General features: G+C 42.0%; 13 protein-coding genes. 3 read left to right on the forward strand and 10 right to left on the reverse strand.

Annotation, left to right across the window (positions count from 1 at the left end):
* Positions 1-28 precede the first annotated feature (28 nt).
* Both CDZ88_RS14445 and CDZ88_RS14450 read right to left on the reverse strand, forming a co-directional pair.
* Entirely contained in the window at positions 29-1,207 is a 1,179-nt protein-coding gene (locus tag CDZ88_RS14445) for an acetyl-CoA C-acetyltransferase (protein ID WP_100374213.1), read from the reverse strand.
* 182 nt (positions 1,208-1,389) lie between these two features.
* Positions 1,390-3,492, reverse strand: a complete 2,103-nt coding sequence (locus CDZ88_RS14450) for a (Fe-S)-binding protein (RefSeq protein ID WP_100374214.1) — start codon at positions 3,490-3,492, stop codon at positions 1,390-1,392.
* A gap of 255 nt (positions 3,493-3,747) precedes the next feature.
* On the opposite strand from CDZ88_RS14450, the gene cls reads away from it, so the two are divergent.
* Entirely contained in the window at positions 3,748-4,944 is a 1,197-nt protein-coding gene (gene cls, locus CDZ88_RS14455; protein ID WP_100374215.1) for a cardiolipin synthase, read from the forward strand.
* A gap of 181 nt (positions 4,945-5,125) precedes the next feature.
* On the opposite strand, the gene CDZ88_RS14460 is transcribed toward cls, so the two are convergent.
* Positions 5,126-5,791, reverse strand: coding sequence for a potassium channel family protein (locus CDZ88_RS14460; protein WP_100374216.1), 666 nt, complete (start codon positions 5,789-5,791; stop codon positions 5,126-5,128).
* A 321-nt stretch (positions 5,792-6,112) separates the two neighbouring features.
* Between CDZ88_RS14460 and CDZ88_RS14465 the strand changes: the two genes are divergently transcribed.
* Entirely contained in the window at positions 6,113-6,289 is a 177-nt protein-coding gene (locus CDZ88_RS14465) for a hypothetical protein (RefSeq protein WP_157796569.1), read from the forward strand.
* Here CDZ88_RS14465 and CDZ88_RS14470 read toward each other — a convergent pair.
* The 7 genes from CDZ88_RS14470 to speE all read right to left on the reverse strand — a co-directional run bounded on the left by CDZ88_RS14470 (position 6,284) and on the right by speE (position 12,222).
* On the reverse strand, positions 6,284-7,066 hold the full coding sequence (locus CDZ88_RS14470; RefSeq protein WP_100374218.1) for an alpha/beta fold hydrolase: 783 nt from the start codon (positions 7,064-7,066) through the stop codon (positions 6,284-6,286). The genes CDZ88_RS14465 and CDZ88_RS14470 overlap by 6 nt on opposite strands.
* Positions 7,067-7,078: 12 nt before the next feature.
* Positions 7,079-7,249 carry a XapX domain-containing protein gene (locus CDZ88_RS14475; protein WP_100374219.1) on the reverse strand — a complete coding sequence of 57 codons (171 nt, stop codon included), beginning with the start codon at positions 7,247-7,249 and terminating at the stop codon, positions 7,079-7,081.
* Between the two features lie 64 nt (positions 7,250-7,313).
* Positions 7,314-7,796, reverse strand: a complete 483-nt coding sequence (locus CDZ88_RS14480) for a DUF456 domain-containing protein (protein ID WP_100374220.1) — start codon at positions 7,794-7,796, stop codon at positions 7,314-7,316.
* Positions 7,797-7,895: 99 nt separating this feature from the next.
* Positions 7,896-9,566: an arginine--tRNA ligase gene (gene argS / locus CDZ88_RS14485; protein WP_100374221.1), complete on the reverse strand. Its 1,671-nt coding sequence runs from the start codon at positions 9,564-9,566 to the stop codon at positions 7,896-7,898.
* Between the two features lie 3 nt (positions 9,567-9,569).
* A complete protein-coding gene (locus CDZ88_RS14490) occupies positions 9,570-10,007 on the reverse strand; it encodes a YwiB family protein (protein WP_100374222.1) in 438 nt (145 codons plus the stop codon).
* A 502-nt stretch (positions 10,008-10,509) separates the two neighbouring features.
* Entirely contained in the window at positions 10,510-11,382 is an 873-nt protein-coding gene (speB, locus tag CDZ88_RS14495) for an agmatinase (RefSeq protein WP_100374223.1), read from the reverse strand.
* A gap of 12 nt (positions 11,383-11,394) precedes the next feature.
* The gene (gene speE / locus CDZ88_RS14500) at positions 11,395-12,222 is read right to left on the reverse strand and encodes a spermidine synthase (RefSeq protein WP_100374224.1); all 828 of its coding nucleotides are present in this window, start codon (positions 12,220-12,222) and stop codon (positions 11,395-11,397) included.
* Between the two features lie 348 nt (positions 12,223-12,570).
* Between speE and CDZ88_RS14505 the strand changes: the two genes are divergently transcribed.
* Positions 12,571-14,685 (forward strand): transglycosylase domain-containing protein, encoded by a 2,115-nt coding sequence (locus CDZ88_RS14505; protein WP_100374225.1) that lies wholly within the window; start codon positions 12,571-12,573, stop codon positions 14,683-14,685.
* The last annotated feature ends 12 nt before the right edge of the window (positions 14,686-14,697 follow it).

The following is a 14,697-nucleotide window of genomic DNA, read 5'->3' on the forward strand; positions in this document are numbered from 1 at the left end:
TGCTCGACTCCTCTTTATGTGAATGTGATTAGTTAACTTCGACTAAAATGGCATCCCCTTGACCGCCACCACTACAAATCGCTGCAATACCAAGGCCTCCACCACGACGCTTCAACTCATGAATAAGTGTTAAGATAATTCTTGCTCCACTTGCTCCGATTGGGTGACCAAGAGCAACGGCTCCACCATTAACATTGACTTTTTCTTCATCAAGGTCGGCAATTTGATTACTAGCAAGGGCCACCGCTGCGAAAGCTTCATTGATTTCAAACAGGTCAATATCCGCTGCTGATTTCCCTACTTTATTTAATAGTTCATTAATGACAAGTCCTGGTGTTTTCGGGAAGTTTTCCGGCTCAATCGCAATGGCGTGATGTGCGAGAATCGTTGCCAATGGCGCGATTCCTTCTTCTTTTGCTTTTGATTCAGACATCAAGAGCATCGCCGCTGCACCGTCGTTGACCCCTGGTGCGTTGCCTGCTGTAATCGTGCCGTCTTTACCGAAAGCTGGTTTTAATTTAGATAGACCTTCTGCAGTTGTCCCAGGACGAGGCGCCTCGTCACGTGTGACAAGAACAGGCTCCCCTTTTCGTTGCGGAACAGGAACGCCCACAACTTCTTCATCAAATAAACCAGTTTCAATTGCTTTAAGCGCCTTTTCATGACTTCTCGCTGCCCACTCATCTTGTACTTCGCGTGATAGAGATAGATCATCTGCCACTCCGTTTCCGTAAGTACCCATATGGACTGAGCGGAACGAACAGGTTAGCCCATCAAAGACCATGCCATCGACCATCTCGACATTGCCCATTCGTGCACCCCATCTTGCTTTGGGCATGTAGTAAGGTGCATTACTCATCGATTCCATTCCACCTGCGAGAATCACGTCGCCGTCACCTGCTCGAATTATTTGATCAGCAAGTGTCACACTGCGCATGCCTGATGCACAAACTTTATTGATTGTTTCTGTCTTCACACTCCAAGGAATATCGGCATGATTCGATGCTTGACGAGAAGGAATCTGACCTTGACCTGCTTGAAGAACATTGCCAACAATAACCTCGTCCACATGCTCGCCTTTCCAGTTGGCACGTGCCAACGTTTCTTTGAGTGCTATTCCTCCTAGCTCAGAAGCTGTTAAACGACTTAAGGCCCCGCCAAATTTCCCAAAAGGTGTACGCGCTCCACTTACAATAACTGTCTTCATCGTCTGACCCCTTTCACTGGTTCATTTTTTGACCGAACGCTCGCTCGGTAACTCTTTAGATAAAAAGCGCAAAAGGTGATTGCGCTTACAATTTACATAGAAATGATGAGAGCAGGACTCGCTTATTACGAGTCGACAGCTCTCTACATTATTCAACACATTTTAGATCCTGTTGTACTATTCTACTGAACGAGCTCTATTTCCTTCTTGATAAGTGATTTTTCTAAAATTTCTACAATGTCGAGTGTTTGAACTTCTTCTTCGACTTCTTTAGCTTTCGTTCCATCACTTAGCATCGTTAAGCAATACGGGCACCCACTACTGATCAACGATGGTTCTACCTGTAATGCTTGTTCAGTACGAGCTACATTCACACGTTGCCCAGCATCTTCTTCCATCCACATTAAACCACCACCAGCTCCACAGCACATGCCGTTTTCACGGTTACGATCCATCTCAACAATCTCAACACCTGGAATGGCTGCTAAAATCTCACGCGGTGGCTCATAGACTTCGTTGTATCGTCCTAAGTAACATGAATCATGATAGACAACTTTCTCCTTCACTTCATGTACAGGTTTGATACGTCCTTCTTTAATCAGTTCAGCTAGAAGCTCGGTGTGGTGATACACTTCGACTCCCTCTAAACCAAACTCTGGATACTCATTCTTAAAGGTATTGTATGCGTGCGGATCAATGGTGACGATCTTTTTCACATTATGTTTATTGAAAAGCTCAATATTAGCAGAAGCTAGCTCTTGGAATAAGAATTCATTCCCAAGTCTACGCGGAGTATCCCCTGAGTTTTTCTCTTTGTTTCCAATAATCGCAAAGGTTACACCAGCCTCGTTCATAACCTTAGAGAAAGACTGAGCAATTTTTTGGCTACGCTTATCATATGAACCCATCGAGCCTGCAAAGAACAAGAATTCGAATTCTTCCCCTTTTTTCTCTAGCTCTTTTACGGTTGGTACATGGATATCATCGCGGCCATCGCGCCAGTTTTCACGCTCTTTACGACTAATTCCCCACGGGTTACCTTGACGTTCGATGTTTGTCATCGCACGCTGTGCATCTGCATCCATCTTACCTTCTGTTAAGACGAGGTACCGACGCATATCAATAATTTTATCAACATGCTCATTTAGAACCGGGCATTGATCTTCACAGTTACGACACGTTGTACATGCCCAAATTTCTTCTTCCGTAATGACATCACCAATTAAGCTAACATCGTAACCAGCTGCTGCTTCTTGCCCACCAGCACCAACGCTTGCTAATTGATTGGCTTTTGTATTAGAGAAAGCGAATTCAGGAAGCCATGCCGACCTTGATGTAACCGCTGCCCCTTTTTCCGTTAAGTGATTACGCATTTTTACGATTAAGTCCATTGGGGAAAGCATTTTTCCTGTTCCCGTAGCTGGACACATATTCGTACATCGGCCACACTCAACACAAGCATATAAATCAAGTAATTGCTTATGATTGAAGTCTTCAATCTTGTTGTTACCAAATTGTTCTTGTGACTCATCTTCGAAATTAATAGAAGATAATTGACCAACCTTGTGCGTACGTCCCATAAACACATTGGCAGGACCCGCAATTAAGTGAGCATGCTTGGACTGTGGAACATATACTAGGAACGTTAATAGGAATAATAAATGCATCCACCAGAAGACGAAGAATAATCCACCAGCAACCGCAGGAGGTAGCCAGCTAAAGGCTGTAGCAAGTCCTGATGCAATCGGCTCAAATCCACTTAGTGACTTATCTAACCAGATGATCTCCATTCCTTTTGCAAGAAGCTTAGACGTCATCAATCCACCGATGAAAACTAAGACAAGCCCTGATTTCCATCCGCGCTTTAGGCGAACTAGTTTCTCGACATAACGACGATAAAATGCCCAAACAACCGCAATTAAAATCATGACAACAACGATTTCTTGGAAGAACGTGAAGTATGGATACAATGGACCTAATGGTAAATGCGATCCTACTGCAAGTCCTTTCCAAATTAGATCAATCGCGCCTAACTGTACGAGTAAAAACCCATAGAAGAACATAAGGTGAATAATTCCACTCTTTTTATCCTTCAGTAATTTCTTTTGACCGAATACATTGACCAACACTGACTCAAGTCGCTCTTTCATTGAATGATCAAACTCGGCTTTCTTCCCAAGTTTAATGTACTCAACACGTGTGAATACCAATCTTGCAAATAAATAAAGCGCATAGCCTGTCACAAGTAGAAAAGCAACAAGATTCACCCATGTTAACGCTTCCATTGGTGGTGTCCCCCTTTTTGACCTAGCTAGTTCTTCTGACTCCTCATAAGCTGCTACGTCTAATTTGAATGTTTAGAAAATAGTAATTATTACGGACATTATAGCACACTTTTTAATTGAATGAGCATTCAGTCGATAAATTAATTAAATTTTTTTCGCTTATTTTTCTACATACTGTTGCCTGTTTATCGATATTCAGTTCGTCATTTGGGTATGCTAAAAAAAAAGATTTGTATAATAGAAAGGAGGGATTGAATGAGCGGTCCCCTAATAACCATTGTTATCGTCTTGTTTATCATTATTTGGCTTCGAATTGACTTTGTACTCGGCTTAAAAAGCCAAAAATACAACGCAACACGCCATACACAAGTAACAAGATTTAGTGATGTGATGTTTCTTGGCAATGGAGATGATTTTTTTGGAAATCTTCATGCCGATATTAAACAAGCCAATCATCACATCCATCTTCTTTTTTTCATTTTCAAAGAAGACCATATTGGCAAGAAAACACTCAATATGCTGATGGATAAGGCTAGAGAAGGCGTTACTGTCCGTTTACTCGTCGATCGGTTTGGCTGCGGTTTATCAAGAAAAACAAAGAAGAAATTACGAAAGAGTGGTGTCCGTTTCGCCTTCACTCATCCACCTAGCTTGCCTTATATCTTTTTCACTCTCAATCGTCGTAATCATAGGAAACTGGTTATCACAGATGGGCGTGTTGGCTACATTGGTGGGTATAATGTCGGGGATGAATACTTAGGACGCGACCCCAAATTTGGGCCTTGGCGGGATTATCACTTACGGTTAGATGGAGATGGAGTACAAGATTTACAAGAACAGTTTTTGGAAGACTGGCAAACAGCGAAACAAAAGTATGTAAAAGAGGAAGCGCTCTATCCTTCTTTAAGAAAAGGGCCGCATTCTTTACGTACCTTACCGACAGACGGTAGTTATTTAGAAGAGACGTTCATTTCTTTAATTGAAAAAGCACAAAAAACGATTACGATCGGGACTCCTTACTACATTCCTGGAAAACCACTACAACAAGCGTTAATTGAAGCTGCCCGAAGAGGCGTGGATGTCCGATTAATTCTACCGAAAAAAGCGGATCATCCACTTGTCAAAGAGGCTGCATACCCGTATTTTGATGACTTATTAACCGCAGGCGTCGACATTTATCAATATTACCGGGGTTTCTTTCATGCCAAAGCAATTGTCATCGACTCACAAATGGCTGATATCGGTACAGCCAATTTCGATAAACGTAGTTTTCATATTAACCATGAAATTAATTGCCTAATCTACCACGAAGAGATCATTCAAGCGGTGCTTAATGAACTAGAGCACGATATTTACACCTCGGAGAGAATGACACTCGAGAAGTATCAATCGCGCTCCATATTTCAACGAGGACGAGAAAAAATGGCTACGATTATATCCGGGTTGTTGTAAAAAAAGAGTCTGGGATGAAAGTTTTTAATCAGCAAGAATCTGACCAAATAATGAGTAGTGGAAAAAAGCCGCTTCTGAAATATACTCGCACCCTCGAGAAGATCTACGTATATTTCATCCACTAAGTTTGTTCATTGATTGGATTCTCTGCTAAACACTTTGTCCTAGCCTCTATATATTGTTACAGCCCTTCATCTTCAAAACGGTTAATGTCTAGCTTATGTCCCATTACAACAAGCATATCTCCTTTATGAATCGAGTCATCCGGCATAGGTGAGATGTTCATCTCTTCTCCACGCTTCATCGCTAAGATCGTTACTCCGTATTTAGCACGGACATTTAGTTTAACTAATGTCTTCTCATGTACTTTATCCGTTGCACGCAACTCGACAATGCTATATTCATCCGATAAATCGATGAAATCAATCATTTTTTCTGAAGCCATATTATGAGCAATTCGTCGCCCCATGTCAGATTCCGGATGGACAACAAGATCGGCTCCAATTTTCTCTAATACTTTGTGATGATAATGATTTTGAGCTTTTACCCAAACAATTGGCACATTCATTTCTTTTAAAACAAGCGTCGTTAAAATACTTGCTTGAATATTATCACCAATCGCGACAACGATGTGTTCAAAGTTACTAATCCCAATCTGCTTCATCGCATTTTCGTCCGTCGTATCCACTTGCATCGCATGAGTCGAGTAGGCAACATATTCATTCACTTTGTCACCGTCCTTATCAATAGCCAAAACTTCATGACCACGTTCATAAAGTTCTTTACAAACACTTCCTCCGAAACGTCCTAAACCAATGACAGCAAACTGCTTTTTCTTCTTACCCAATGTATTCACTCCTATTAAAATAACAACCATCTTTAACGATCTGGTTCTTATAATGTACTATTTCTTTTCCCACCATAAAATGAAGAAGAGATAATGGAATTCCTAGAGTAAACTTACTCTTCGACGTCTAGGATGTCAATCTCCCCCCTGGCATAAACTGTGTTTTTTACCTTTGTAGTCTTTGTTGCAATTATTTATATCATTGAATTCGTTTCTGTTAAAAATCATAAGGCTCGAAGTTTCTTCGCTGGGGAATCCAACGGTGATTATTGAAAACGGAGAAATACTATAAGGCAACATGCGGGAGAAGTGTTGGTCGCGATGATCGAACTAAATGGCACGCTCACGGCTTTAAAAAAGCAAGAGTTTCGCACCATAGTGAGAAGAGGTCTGCATTTAGTTAATAAAAAAGAATCGACGTGCGGGAAGCTCTTTCTTGATACATACAGAGGCCGACTTATTCACCCGATTGATCAAGAGCCGTATTCAAGGCTATGAGAAAAGCAATTCTTTTCGCTGCAACCATTCTTTGACCGCGTGATTACATTCCTCATATCGTTTTGTCGGCACTTGATGAGCGACACCTTCAACGAACACAATCTCTAGATCCTCTACTTTTTTTGCGAAGTCGTACATGTATGGATGCATAAATAGGTCTCGTTGCCCATATAAAAGGAGGAGCGGAATCGTAAGCTGATTCAAGCGATTCGTTGCATGATAGTGATATCCATATTGATACGTATCAGCCAACCAGTTTGGATCAACCTTTTCGATCAAATGCTTCATTTCTGTTTGATGAACGTTATTTTTAAAATGAGCGACAGCTAAAACCTTACTAATTAATGGGAGCCAGCCTTTTCTCGCTGCCCAAATTCCTAGCTTGAACTCTTGTTCTAGTAGAACACTCGATACTTCTGGAAAACCACCGATTAAAATGAGTCCATTAATGATTGTTGGATATTTCAAGGCAACTTCTTGTGCAACAGATCCTCCATTTGAATACCCTATGAGAATCGCACGTTTTCTACGGAGCTTTTTTAAGACGGCGTGCACACAATCTGCTTCCTCTTCAATGGTTAAGGCCTTCTTTGTCGCAGATATGCTGTGTCCGTTTCCTGGTAAATCAATGAAGATCAATTGACCGATCTGCTGTAATTCCGATTGATAACGAAACGTGAGGTGAGACATCGCTGGAGGATGAAGAAAGACTAGTGGCACACCTTTTCCACGTACTTCATAATAAATCTTCATTCCTTTATAGTTCGTATAGGCCATGTCACACGCTCCTTATTTCGAAATAAGCGGCCAAATAATTTCGTATAATTTGTACCCTAAGAAAATGCCAACGATGCCCATAATGCCTGGGAGTGCTGGCGGTGCTGGGATGGGTAACTTAATTAGGGCAAATACAAACCCAACAATTAATCCTGCGAGTATAGCTAACATAATTTCTTGCATTAAAATTCCTTCTTTCTGAGATGTCTCTATCATTACTTTGTGTGTTCTATACGTAATTATTCACTTAGAACCAAACTTCAATAAAGAACCATATAATCAAAACAAGTTGAATAATCGATTTAGCTAGCGTCCCACTCAAAAAAGCAAAAAATGAAGCCACGGCAACTAAACTAGCTTGTTTTACGTCTTTGGCCGTAATCAGTTCGGCAGTAAAAACTAAAACAAATGGAACAACGATAATGCCAAATGGCGGAATAACAAATGAACCGACAATTACTCCTATGGCAGCCATCCGCTCACTCCATTTTGAACCACCATACTTCTTAACAAAAAATTGACTCGCGATCAAATCCGCTGCAAAGAGTAATACCGTAAAAAGAACAGCGCCACTCCAAAACCAGATCGAAAATGTTGCTCCGTCGATCAAGAACAAGTAGACGAGAAAACCAGCCCACAAGACTAGAACAGATGGAACAATCGGAAAGAGCAACCCAATGAAACTGACAATAAATAATACAATAATTAATGCCCATATAATCATATCCATGGATTCACCCTCCTCTACTACACCTTTTACGTAATCGATTTCCCAACTCAGCAAAAACGAACTCCCCTTCCAATAGAGGAAAAGGGAGTTCTACTTCTGTTACATTCTTTCTGGTGCTGAAACGCCAACTAATGACAAAGCGTTTTGAATCGTAATTTGTGTTGCTTTCATTAAAGCAAGACGGGCTTGACTCTTCGCTTTATCCGCTTCATCAATGACTCGCTCTGCGTTATAGAAACTGTGAAGAGCCGAAGCTAGATCATGTGCATAGTTGGTAATTCGGTGCGGCATTTGCTTTTCTGCTGCTTCTTCGACCACAGCAGGGAAATCACCAATTGCCTTTAAGAGATCATATTCTTTCTCCGTAGAAACGGCTGAAAGGTCTGTGTCTAGATCGAACGTTAACCCTTGCTCGTCACCTTGGCGAAGCATGCTGCATACACGTGCATGTGCGTATTGAACGTAGAATACTGGGTTTTCGTTTGACTTGGACACTGCAAGGTCCATATCAAAATCTAACTGAGAATCCGCACTACGCATCGCGAAGAAGTAACGAACTGCATCAATTCCCACTTCTTCCATTAGGTCACGTAAGGTCACAGCTTTTCCTGTACGCTTACTCATTTTCACTTTCTCTCCGCCTTGATACAAGCTAACCATTTGAATGATCTGCACTTCAAATTGTTCCGCAGAATAACCAAGTGCTTGAATCGCAGCTCTCATACGAGGGATATATCCGTGGTGATCTGCGCCCCAAATGTTGATCAGTTTGTTAAAACCACGTTGCATTTTATCTTGATGATAGGCAATATCTGGCGTCAAGTACGTATATGTGCCATCATTTTTGATTAACACGCGATCCTTGTCATCTCCATAAGTCGTTGAGCGGAACCAAGTTGCTCCCTCATTTTCATATGTTTCGCCTTTTTCTTCTAATGTGTCAAGAACTTCAATGACTTTATTTGATTCATATAATGATGTTTCTGAGAACCAACTATTAAACTCGACACGGAATTCTTTTAAGTCTTCTTTGATCTTGTCTAGCTCTTTTTGAAGACCATATTGACGGAAAAAGTCGCGACGTTCTGATGCTGTGACGTCTACAAACTTATCTCCATGTTCTTCTGCAAGGACTTTCCCAAATTCTATTATATCTTTCCCACGGTATCCTTCTTCAGGCATATCTTTGTCATGTCCTAATGCTTGGAAATAACGTGCCTCAAGAGATAGCGCTAAGTTGTTAATTTGATTTCCAGCATCATTAATGTAGTATTCACGCTCGACATTAAAGCCTGCTTTAGCCAACACATTACATAGTGCATCTCCAACAGCTGCTCCGCGTGCATGGCCTAAGTGTAAGCTCCCTGTAGGGTTTGCTGAGACAAACTCCACCTGAATCTTCTCACCGTTGCCAATGTTCGTTTCCCCATACTTCTCTCCTGCTTTTAACACAGCCGGAATCACTTTACGTAAGTAACTCTTGTCCATAAAGAAGTTAATAAATCCAGGCCCTGCAATATCGACTTGGACAATTGAAGCCGCCTCTTTATTTAACTTCGCCACTAGTTCTTCGGCAATTTGGCGAGGAGCTTTTTTTGCCACACGCGCTAACTGCATCGCCATATTTGTCGCATAATCACCATGCGCCTTGTCTTTTGGTGCCTCAAGGACAACTTCTGGAATCTGCTCTTCTGATGCTAGTTCTGCAGCGATCACAGCTGCTTTGATCTCTTCTTTTAATGTTTGTTTTAAATGTTCAACACTGTTCATCGTTTACTGGTCCTCCTCTAATGTCAATCGCACTTCATGTTCGCCCGCATCTTGTCCCTGTAATGTAAATCGGTATTTGATGTGGATTTTCCCTCGTTGATTATGGGTTGGCCACACGACGGTGACTTTGTCTGTGTCTGCTTTTGTCTCCCAAGATGCTTCTGGCGTAACATATCGACCAAGTGTCTCTTTACCAGAAACAAATCCTTGTCGCATGATAACCGTCCCTTGACGAATTAACATTAACTCATGTCCATCCCACTTGATCGTCGTTTGAACGGTTTCTGTTTTCGTTAAAGCCTCTTCAAATCGCAAGTAATCTTGTCGACCCTTATGATAGAGTTCTCCTTTAGAAGTGAACTCATAAGATTCTGTATGATCGTCATGTTGGATACGGTTTTGAAAGATCATTTTTAATGTTCTTTTTGTTGGTTTATCCATAATGCTAGACACCTTTCTATCCGTACATTGCCTACATATGCGCTGCTCGTAGGCCGGTTCGTCTTCTATTATTCAAGTTTAGCGAGTTTACCTCTTAGTTGCAAGGTTCTGTTGCGTCTGTATGTCCATTTTGGAGTGAATCGGCTAAAAAAGCTTCACTACTAGTTGTAGATTGGACATTTCACTCTATTTTTTATGTGAAGGAAACAAAAAGATGAGCGATTGTCCCTTACCGCTCATCTTACAGTCAGTTCATATGTTCATTCGGAAGCTACGTGGGTCAAGAAGAATGTGTTTCGCGCAAATTTAGAATGTTTCCGCGCAAACGGAGCAAAAAATTGGAAATTCAGCTACGTTGCAGAACAATCGCCTCCGCTTTTCTTGGCTAGCTTCGGCTCTTTGGGCTTCGGGTAAAACCGGTGCATCCAACGAAGTCAAAAAGCGACTTCTTTTGGCTCCCCCTAGTTTTCCCTCATCCCAGAACAATCGCCTCCGCTTTTCTTTACCTTACCCAACCTAATAGCATTTCTCTAATCATTTTGCTTGCGGTGATTTGGGTTTGTTCGGTTGGGTCATAGGCTGGAGCTACTTCGACTAGGTCGGCTCCGATGATGTTGGTGTCAGAGTCGGCGATGGCTTTAATCGCTTCTAATAATTCTTTTGATGTGATTCCGCCTGCTTCTGCTGTGCCGGTTCCTGGTGCACATGATGGGTCTAATACATCGATGTCGATCGTTACGTACACGTCGCGTCCTGCGAGTGTTGGTAAGATTTTCTTTAATGGTTCAGCTACTTCAAATTTAGACATGTGCATGCCTGATTCTTTTGCGAATTGGAACTCTTCACGCATACCTGAACGGATACCGAATGAGTAGACGTTTTCGGCACCAATTAATCCACATGCTTTACGAATCGGTGTCGAGTGCGAAAGGACTTCGCCTTCATACTCTTCACGTAAATCTGCATGAGCATCTATATGGATGATCGCCATGTTTTCATATTTCTTATGCATCGCCTTAAAAATTGGCCACGACAGTAAATGCTCTCCACCTAATCCGAGTGGAAACTTTCCATCAGCTAATAATGTATCCACATACTCTTCAACAAGGTCTAAGCTGCGAGCTGCGTTTCCAAATGGAAGCGGGATATCTCCTGCATCAAAATAGTTCACTTCCTCTAGATGCTTGTCCATATAAGGGCTATACTCTTCAAGACCTAGAGAAGCTTCACGAATACGGTTCGGACCAAAACGTGAGCCAGGACGGAAAGAAACGGTCCAGTCCATTGGCATCCCGTAAATAACAGCCTTTGCATCGGCATAACTTGGGTTACTCATGATAAATACTTTGCCAGAATAGGCTTCATCAAATCGCATACGAACTCCTCCTTACTTCACAAGATCAGCCACAAATTTCGGTAGAGCAAACGATGCTTTGTGAAGGTCTTTTGTGTAGTATTTTGTTTCGATATCATGGAAGCGTTCTTCGCTTACCTCTAATGGATCATGTTTCTTTGATCCGATTGTGAACGTCCAAAGGCCACTTGGATACGTTGGGATATTTGCTGTGTATAGACGTGTAATCGGGAAGATTTCACGAACATCACGTTGAACCTGTGAAAGAAGCTCTTGATGGAACCAAGGGTTATCAGTCTGAGCGACAAAAATACCGTCTTCTTTAAGCGCTTTTGAAATCCCTTCATAGAATCCTCTTTCAAATAATTTTGCAGCTGGTCCTACTGGCTCTGTTGAATCAACCATGATGACGTCATATTCACTCTCTGCTTTTGCAATATGCATGAAGCCATCATCGACTTGTACATCAACACGCGCATCATCTAATGCCCCAGCAATAGTCGGTAAAAATTTTTTTGAGTACTCGATCACTTTGCCATCGATCTCAACAAGCGTAGCTTTTTCCACATACGGGTGCTTTAGCACTTCGCGAATCACTCCACCATCGCCACCACCGACAACTAGTACATGTTTTGGGTTCGGGTGTGTGAATAAAGGAACATGTGCGACCATCTCATGATAGACAAACTCATCCTTCTCTGTAGTCATCACCATGCCATCTAAAATAAGCATATTGCCGAACTCTTCTGTTTCAACGACATCAAGTTGTTGGAAATCTGTTTTTTCGCTATGTAATGTACGCTTAATTTTTGCTGTGATACCAAAACGCTCTGTTTGTTTTTCTGTGAACCATAATTCCATCTCAATCACCTCTAAATTAGTCTTGTTTCATCGTTTATATAACCGTTGTATCCATCTTTACAACACTGATTGACCGATAAGCCAGAAGGTATTATTTATCCTTCCACAAGTTCACTCATTTCATCATAAGAAAAGCTACGCACACAAATTGCCTCCAGCGTTGGTCAAAAAATCTAGACCTCGTTAGAGTATAACAAAAGAAAGTATATAGGAAACCATTAAAAAAGCAAGCAAAATTTAAACCCACTTAATAGCCCTATGTTTAAAACGTATAAAAAAGGACGAAAATGGTAAGACGACAGAGCTAGACACTCTGTATCCATCCTGACTTTAAATGAGGTGACACATATGCAAGTCATCATCGATCGAAGACAAAAAAGACGCAGAAATTTGCTGCGACTGTTTTTTCGCTTGCTCTTAGTTGGCTTAGTCGCTTCAGCAGGGGGAGCCGTCGCACTGATGTCTTATGCTAAAATGCAAGGTCCGCCTCCTTTAAGTGTGGCACAAACGACAGAATATCTGGCGAATGATGATACAACAATGGGGGCTAGCTTGCAGGGGAATGATCGGACCTTTGTTCCAATTCATGAAATTTCTCCTCTTGTGATTGATGCCACCATCGCTATTGAAGATCGGAAGTTTTATGAACATATCGGATTTGATCCTGTACGTATTGGTGGAGCCGTCATGGCCAACATCCGCTCAAGAGAGAGATCTCAAGGGGCTAGTACGATCACGCAGCAGTACGCCAAGAACTTATATTTAACGTCTGAGAAAACATGGGCTAGAAAATGGAATGAATTAATCTATTCTTTGCGTCTCGAAATGAATTACGATAAGGATCAAATTTTAGAAGGCTATTTAAATACGATTTATTATGGTCATGGCGCCTATGGGATTCAAGCTGCCGCCCATAGATTTTTTGATAAAGACGCAGCCGACCTAACGTTAGCAGAAGCAAGTATGTTAGCTGGGATTCCAAAAGGCCCTAGTTATTACTCACCATTCTCAAACGAGATCCGGGCTAAACTTCGCCAAGAACTTATCTTAGATGCCATGGTTGAAACAGGAAAAATTACAAGAGCAGAAGCGACAACTGCAAAGAGTGAGGTACTAAATTATGAAACAACAGAGGTAGCTAGCAGCCGTCAGATAGGGCCTTACTTTCAAGACTTCGTCGAAAAACAACTAGTATCGGAAGCGGGGATCGACCCTTCACGCATTGAAGCAGGCGGACTGAGAGTCTATACGACGCTTGATCCTGCGATGCAAGAAGAAGCTGAAAAATGGGTCGAACAGGCGATGCCACCTATTCCAAAAGAGGCATTACAAGCTGGGTTAACAGAGAAAGAAAAGCAAGCACTCATCTTACAAACCGGGCTCGTCGCGATGGACCCTCGAACAGGTGATGTGAAAGCAATGATAGGGGGGCGCGATTATCAACTAAGCCCTTTTAACCGTGCAGAATCAAACAGACAGTCTGGCTCAACCTTTAAAGCGTTTTTATATTATGCTGCCCTAGAAAATGGTTCAACAGCAGCTTCTACACTGCTTAGTGAGGAATCATCCTTTGAAATTGGGAATAAAGAGCCGTATGCGCCAAGCAACTTTAACCATTCCTATGCCAATGATTTTGTGACGTTGCTTCAAGCTATTGCTTATTCGGACAATATTTACGCTGTTAAAACGCTTCTAGTTCTAGGAGCTGAGAAAGTAATTGATGTAGCAGAGAGAGTCGGGATTGAGAGCCCTCTTCATTATCATCCCTCTCTTGCTCTTGGTGCGGCGGATGTTAATCTAATTGAAATGGTCAGAGGCTATAGCCCTTTTGCCAACGGAGGCTATAACGTTCAACCACGCTTCATCCGAAAAGTGGTCGATTTAAATGGCAAAGTATTGTATGAAAGTCCCTTTGAACGAGTTCAAGTTCTCGATCCTAAGCTTGCCTTTATTATGACCGATCTCATGACCGGTATGTTTGAGCCTAACTTATCAGCAAGCCACGCCTCGGTTACTGGAGGCTCTGTCTCCCATCTATTAAGTCGTCCAGTCGCAGGGAAAAGTGGATCGACTCCTACAGATAGCTGGATGATTGGTTACACACCGCAACTCGTAACAGGAGTTTGGGTTGGGTATGATCGTATACGAACGATTGATCAGCGAACCGAAGGCCAGATCTCGAAAAATATTTGGGCGAATTTCACCGAACATGCTTTAAAGGATGAGATGACACTCCCCTTCACTAAGCCAGACGGCGTCGTCGCTGTAGCAATGAACCCTCAAAGTGGCTATGTCGCATCAGAGACGTGCCCAAAAAGTCGGTTAACGTATTTTGTTGAAGGAACTGAACCGACAAAAACCTGTCCAGAAACCGCAAAAGCAGACGGAACCGAAGTCATTGATGAAGACACGCACGAAGACGAACGCTTAATCGATAAGTTTTTTAGATGGTTTGGCCAATAAAACAAGTCGACC

It is taken from the genome of Bacillus sp. FJAT-45037 (assembly GCF_002797325.1).
Classification (GTDB): domain Bacteria; phylum Bacillota; class Bacilli; order Bacillales; family Bacillaceae_D; genus Alkalihalophilus.

Excerpts from the sequence above, each read along its gene's own strand:
- CDZ88_RS14475 (WP_100374219.1), bottom strand. The coding sequence starts at position 7,249 with ATGCAAGAAATTATGTTAGCTATACTCGCAGGATTAATTGTTGGGTTT.
- CDZ88_RS14465 (WP_157796569.1), top strand. The coding sequence starts at position 6,113 with ATGATCGAACTAAATGGCACGCTCACGGCTTTAAAAAAGCAAGAGTTT.
- CDZ88_RS14450 (WP_100374214.1), bottom strand. The coding sequence starts at position 3,492 with ATGGAAGCGTTAACATGGGTGAATCTTGTTGCTTTTCTACTTGTGACA.
- speB (WP_100374223.1), bottom strand. The coding sequence starts at position 11,382 with ATGCGATTTGATGAAGCCTATTCTGGCAAAGTATTTATCATGAGTAAC.
- CDZ88_RS14470 (WP_100374218.1), bottom strand. The coding sequence starts at position 7,066 with ATGGCCTATACGAACTATAAAGGAATGAAGATTTATTATGAAGTACGT.
- cls (WP_100374215.1), top strand. The coding sequence starts at position 3,748 with ATGAGCGGTCCCCTAATAACCATTGTTATCGTCTTGTTTATCATTATT.
- speE (WP_100374224.1), bottom strand. The coding sequence starts at position 12,222 with ATGGAATTATGGTTCACAGAAAAACAAACAGAGCGTTTTGGTATCACA.
- CDZ88_RS14445 (WP_100374213.1), bottom strand. The coding sequence starts at position 1,207 with ATGAAGACAGTTATTGTAAGTGGAGCGCGTACACCTTTTGGGAAATTT.
- argS (WP_100374221.1), bottom strand. The coding sequence starts at position 9,566 with ATGAACAGTGTTGAACATTTAAAACAAACATTAAAAGAAGAGATCAAA.
- CDZ88_RS14505 (WP_100374225.1), top strand. The coding sequence starts at position 12,571 with ATGCAAGTCATCATCGATCGAAGACAAAAAAGACGCAGAAATTTGCTG.
- CDZ88_RS14490 (WP_100374222.1), bottom strand. The coding sequence starts at position 10,007 with ATGGATAAACCAACAAAAAGAACATTAAAAATGATCTTTCAAAACCGT.
- CDZ88_RS14480 (WP_100374220.1), bottom strand. The coding sequence starts at position 7,796 with ATGGATATGATTATATGGGCATTAATTATTGTATTATTTATTGTCAGT.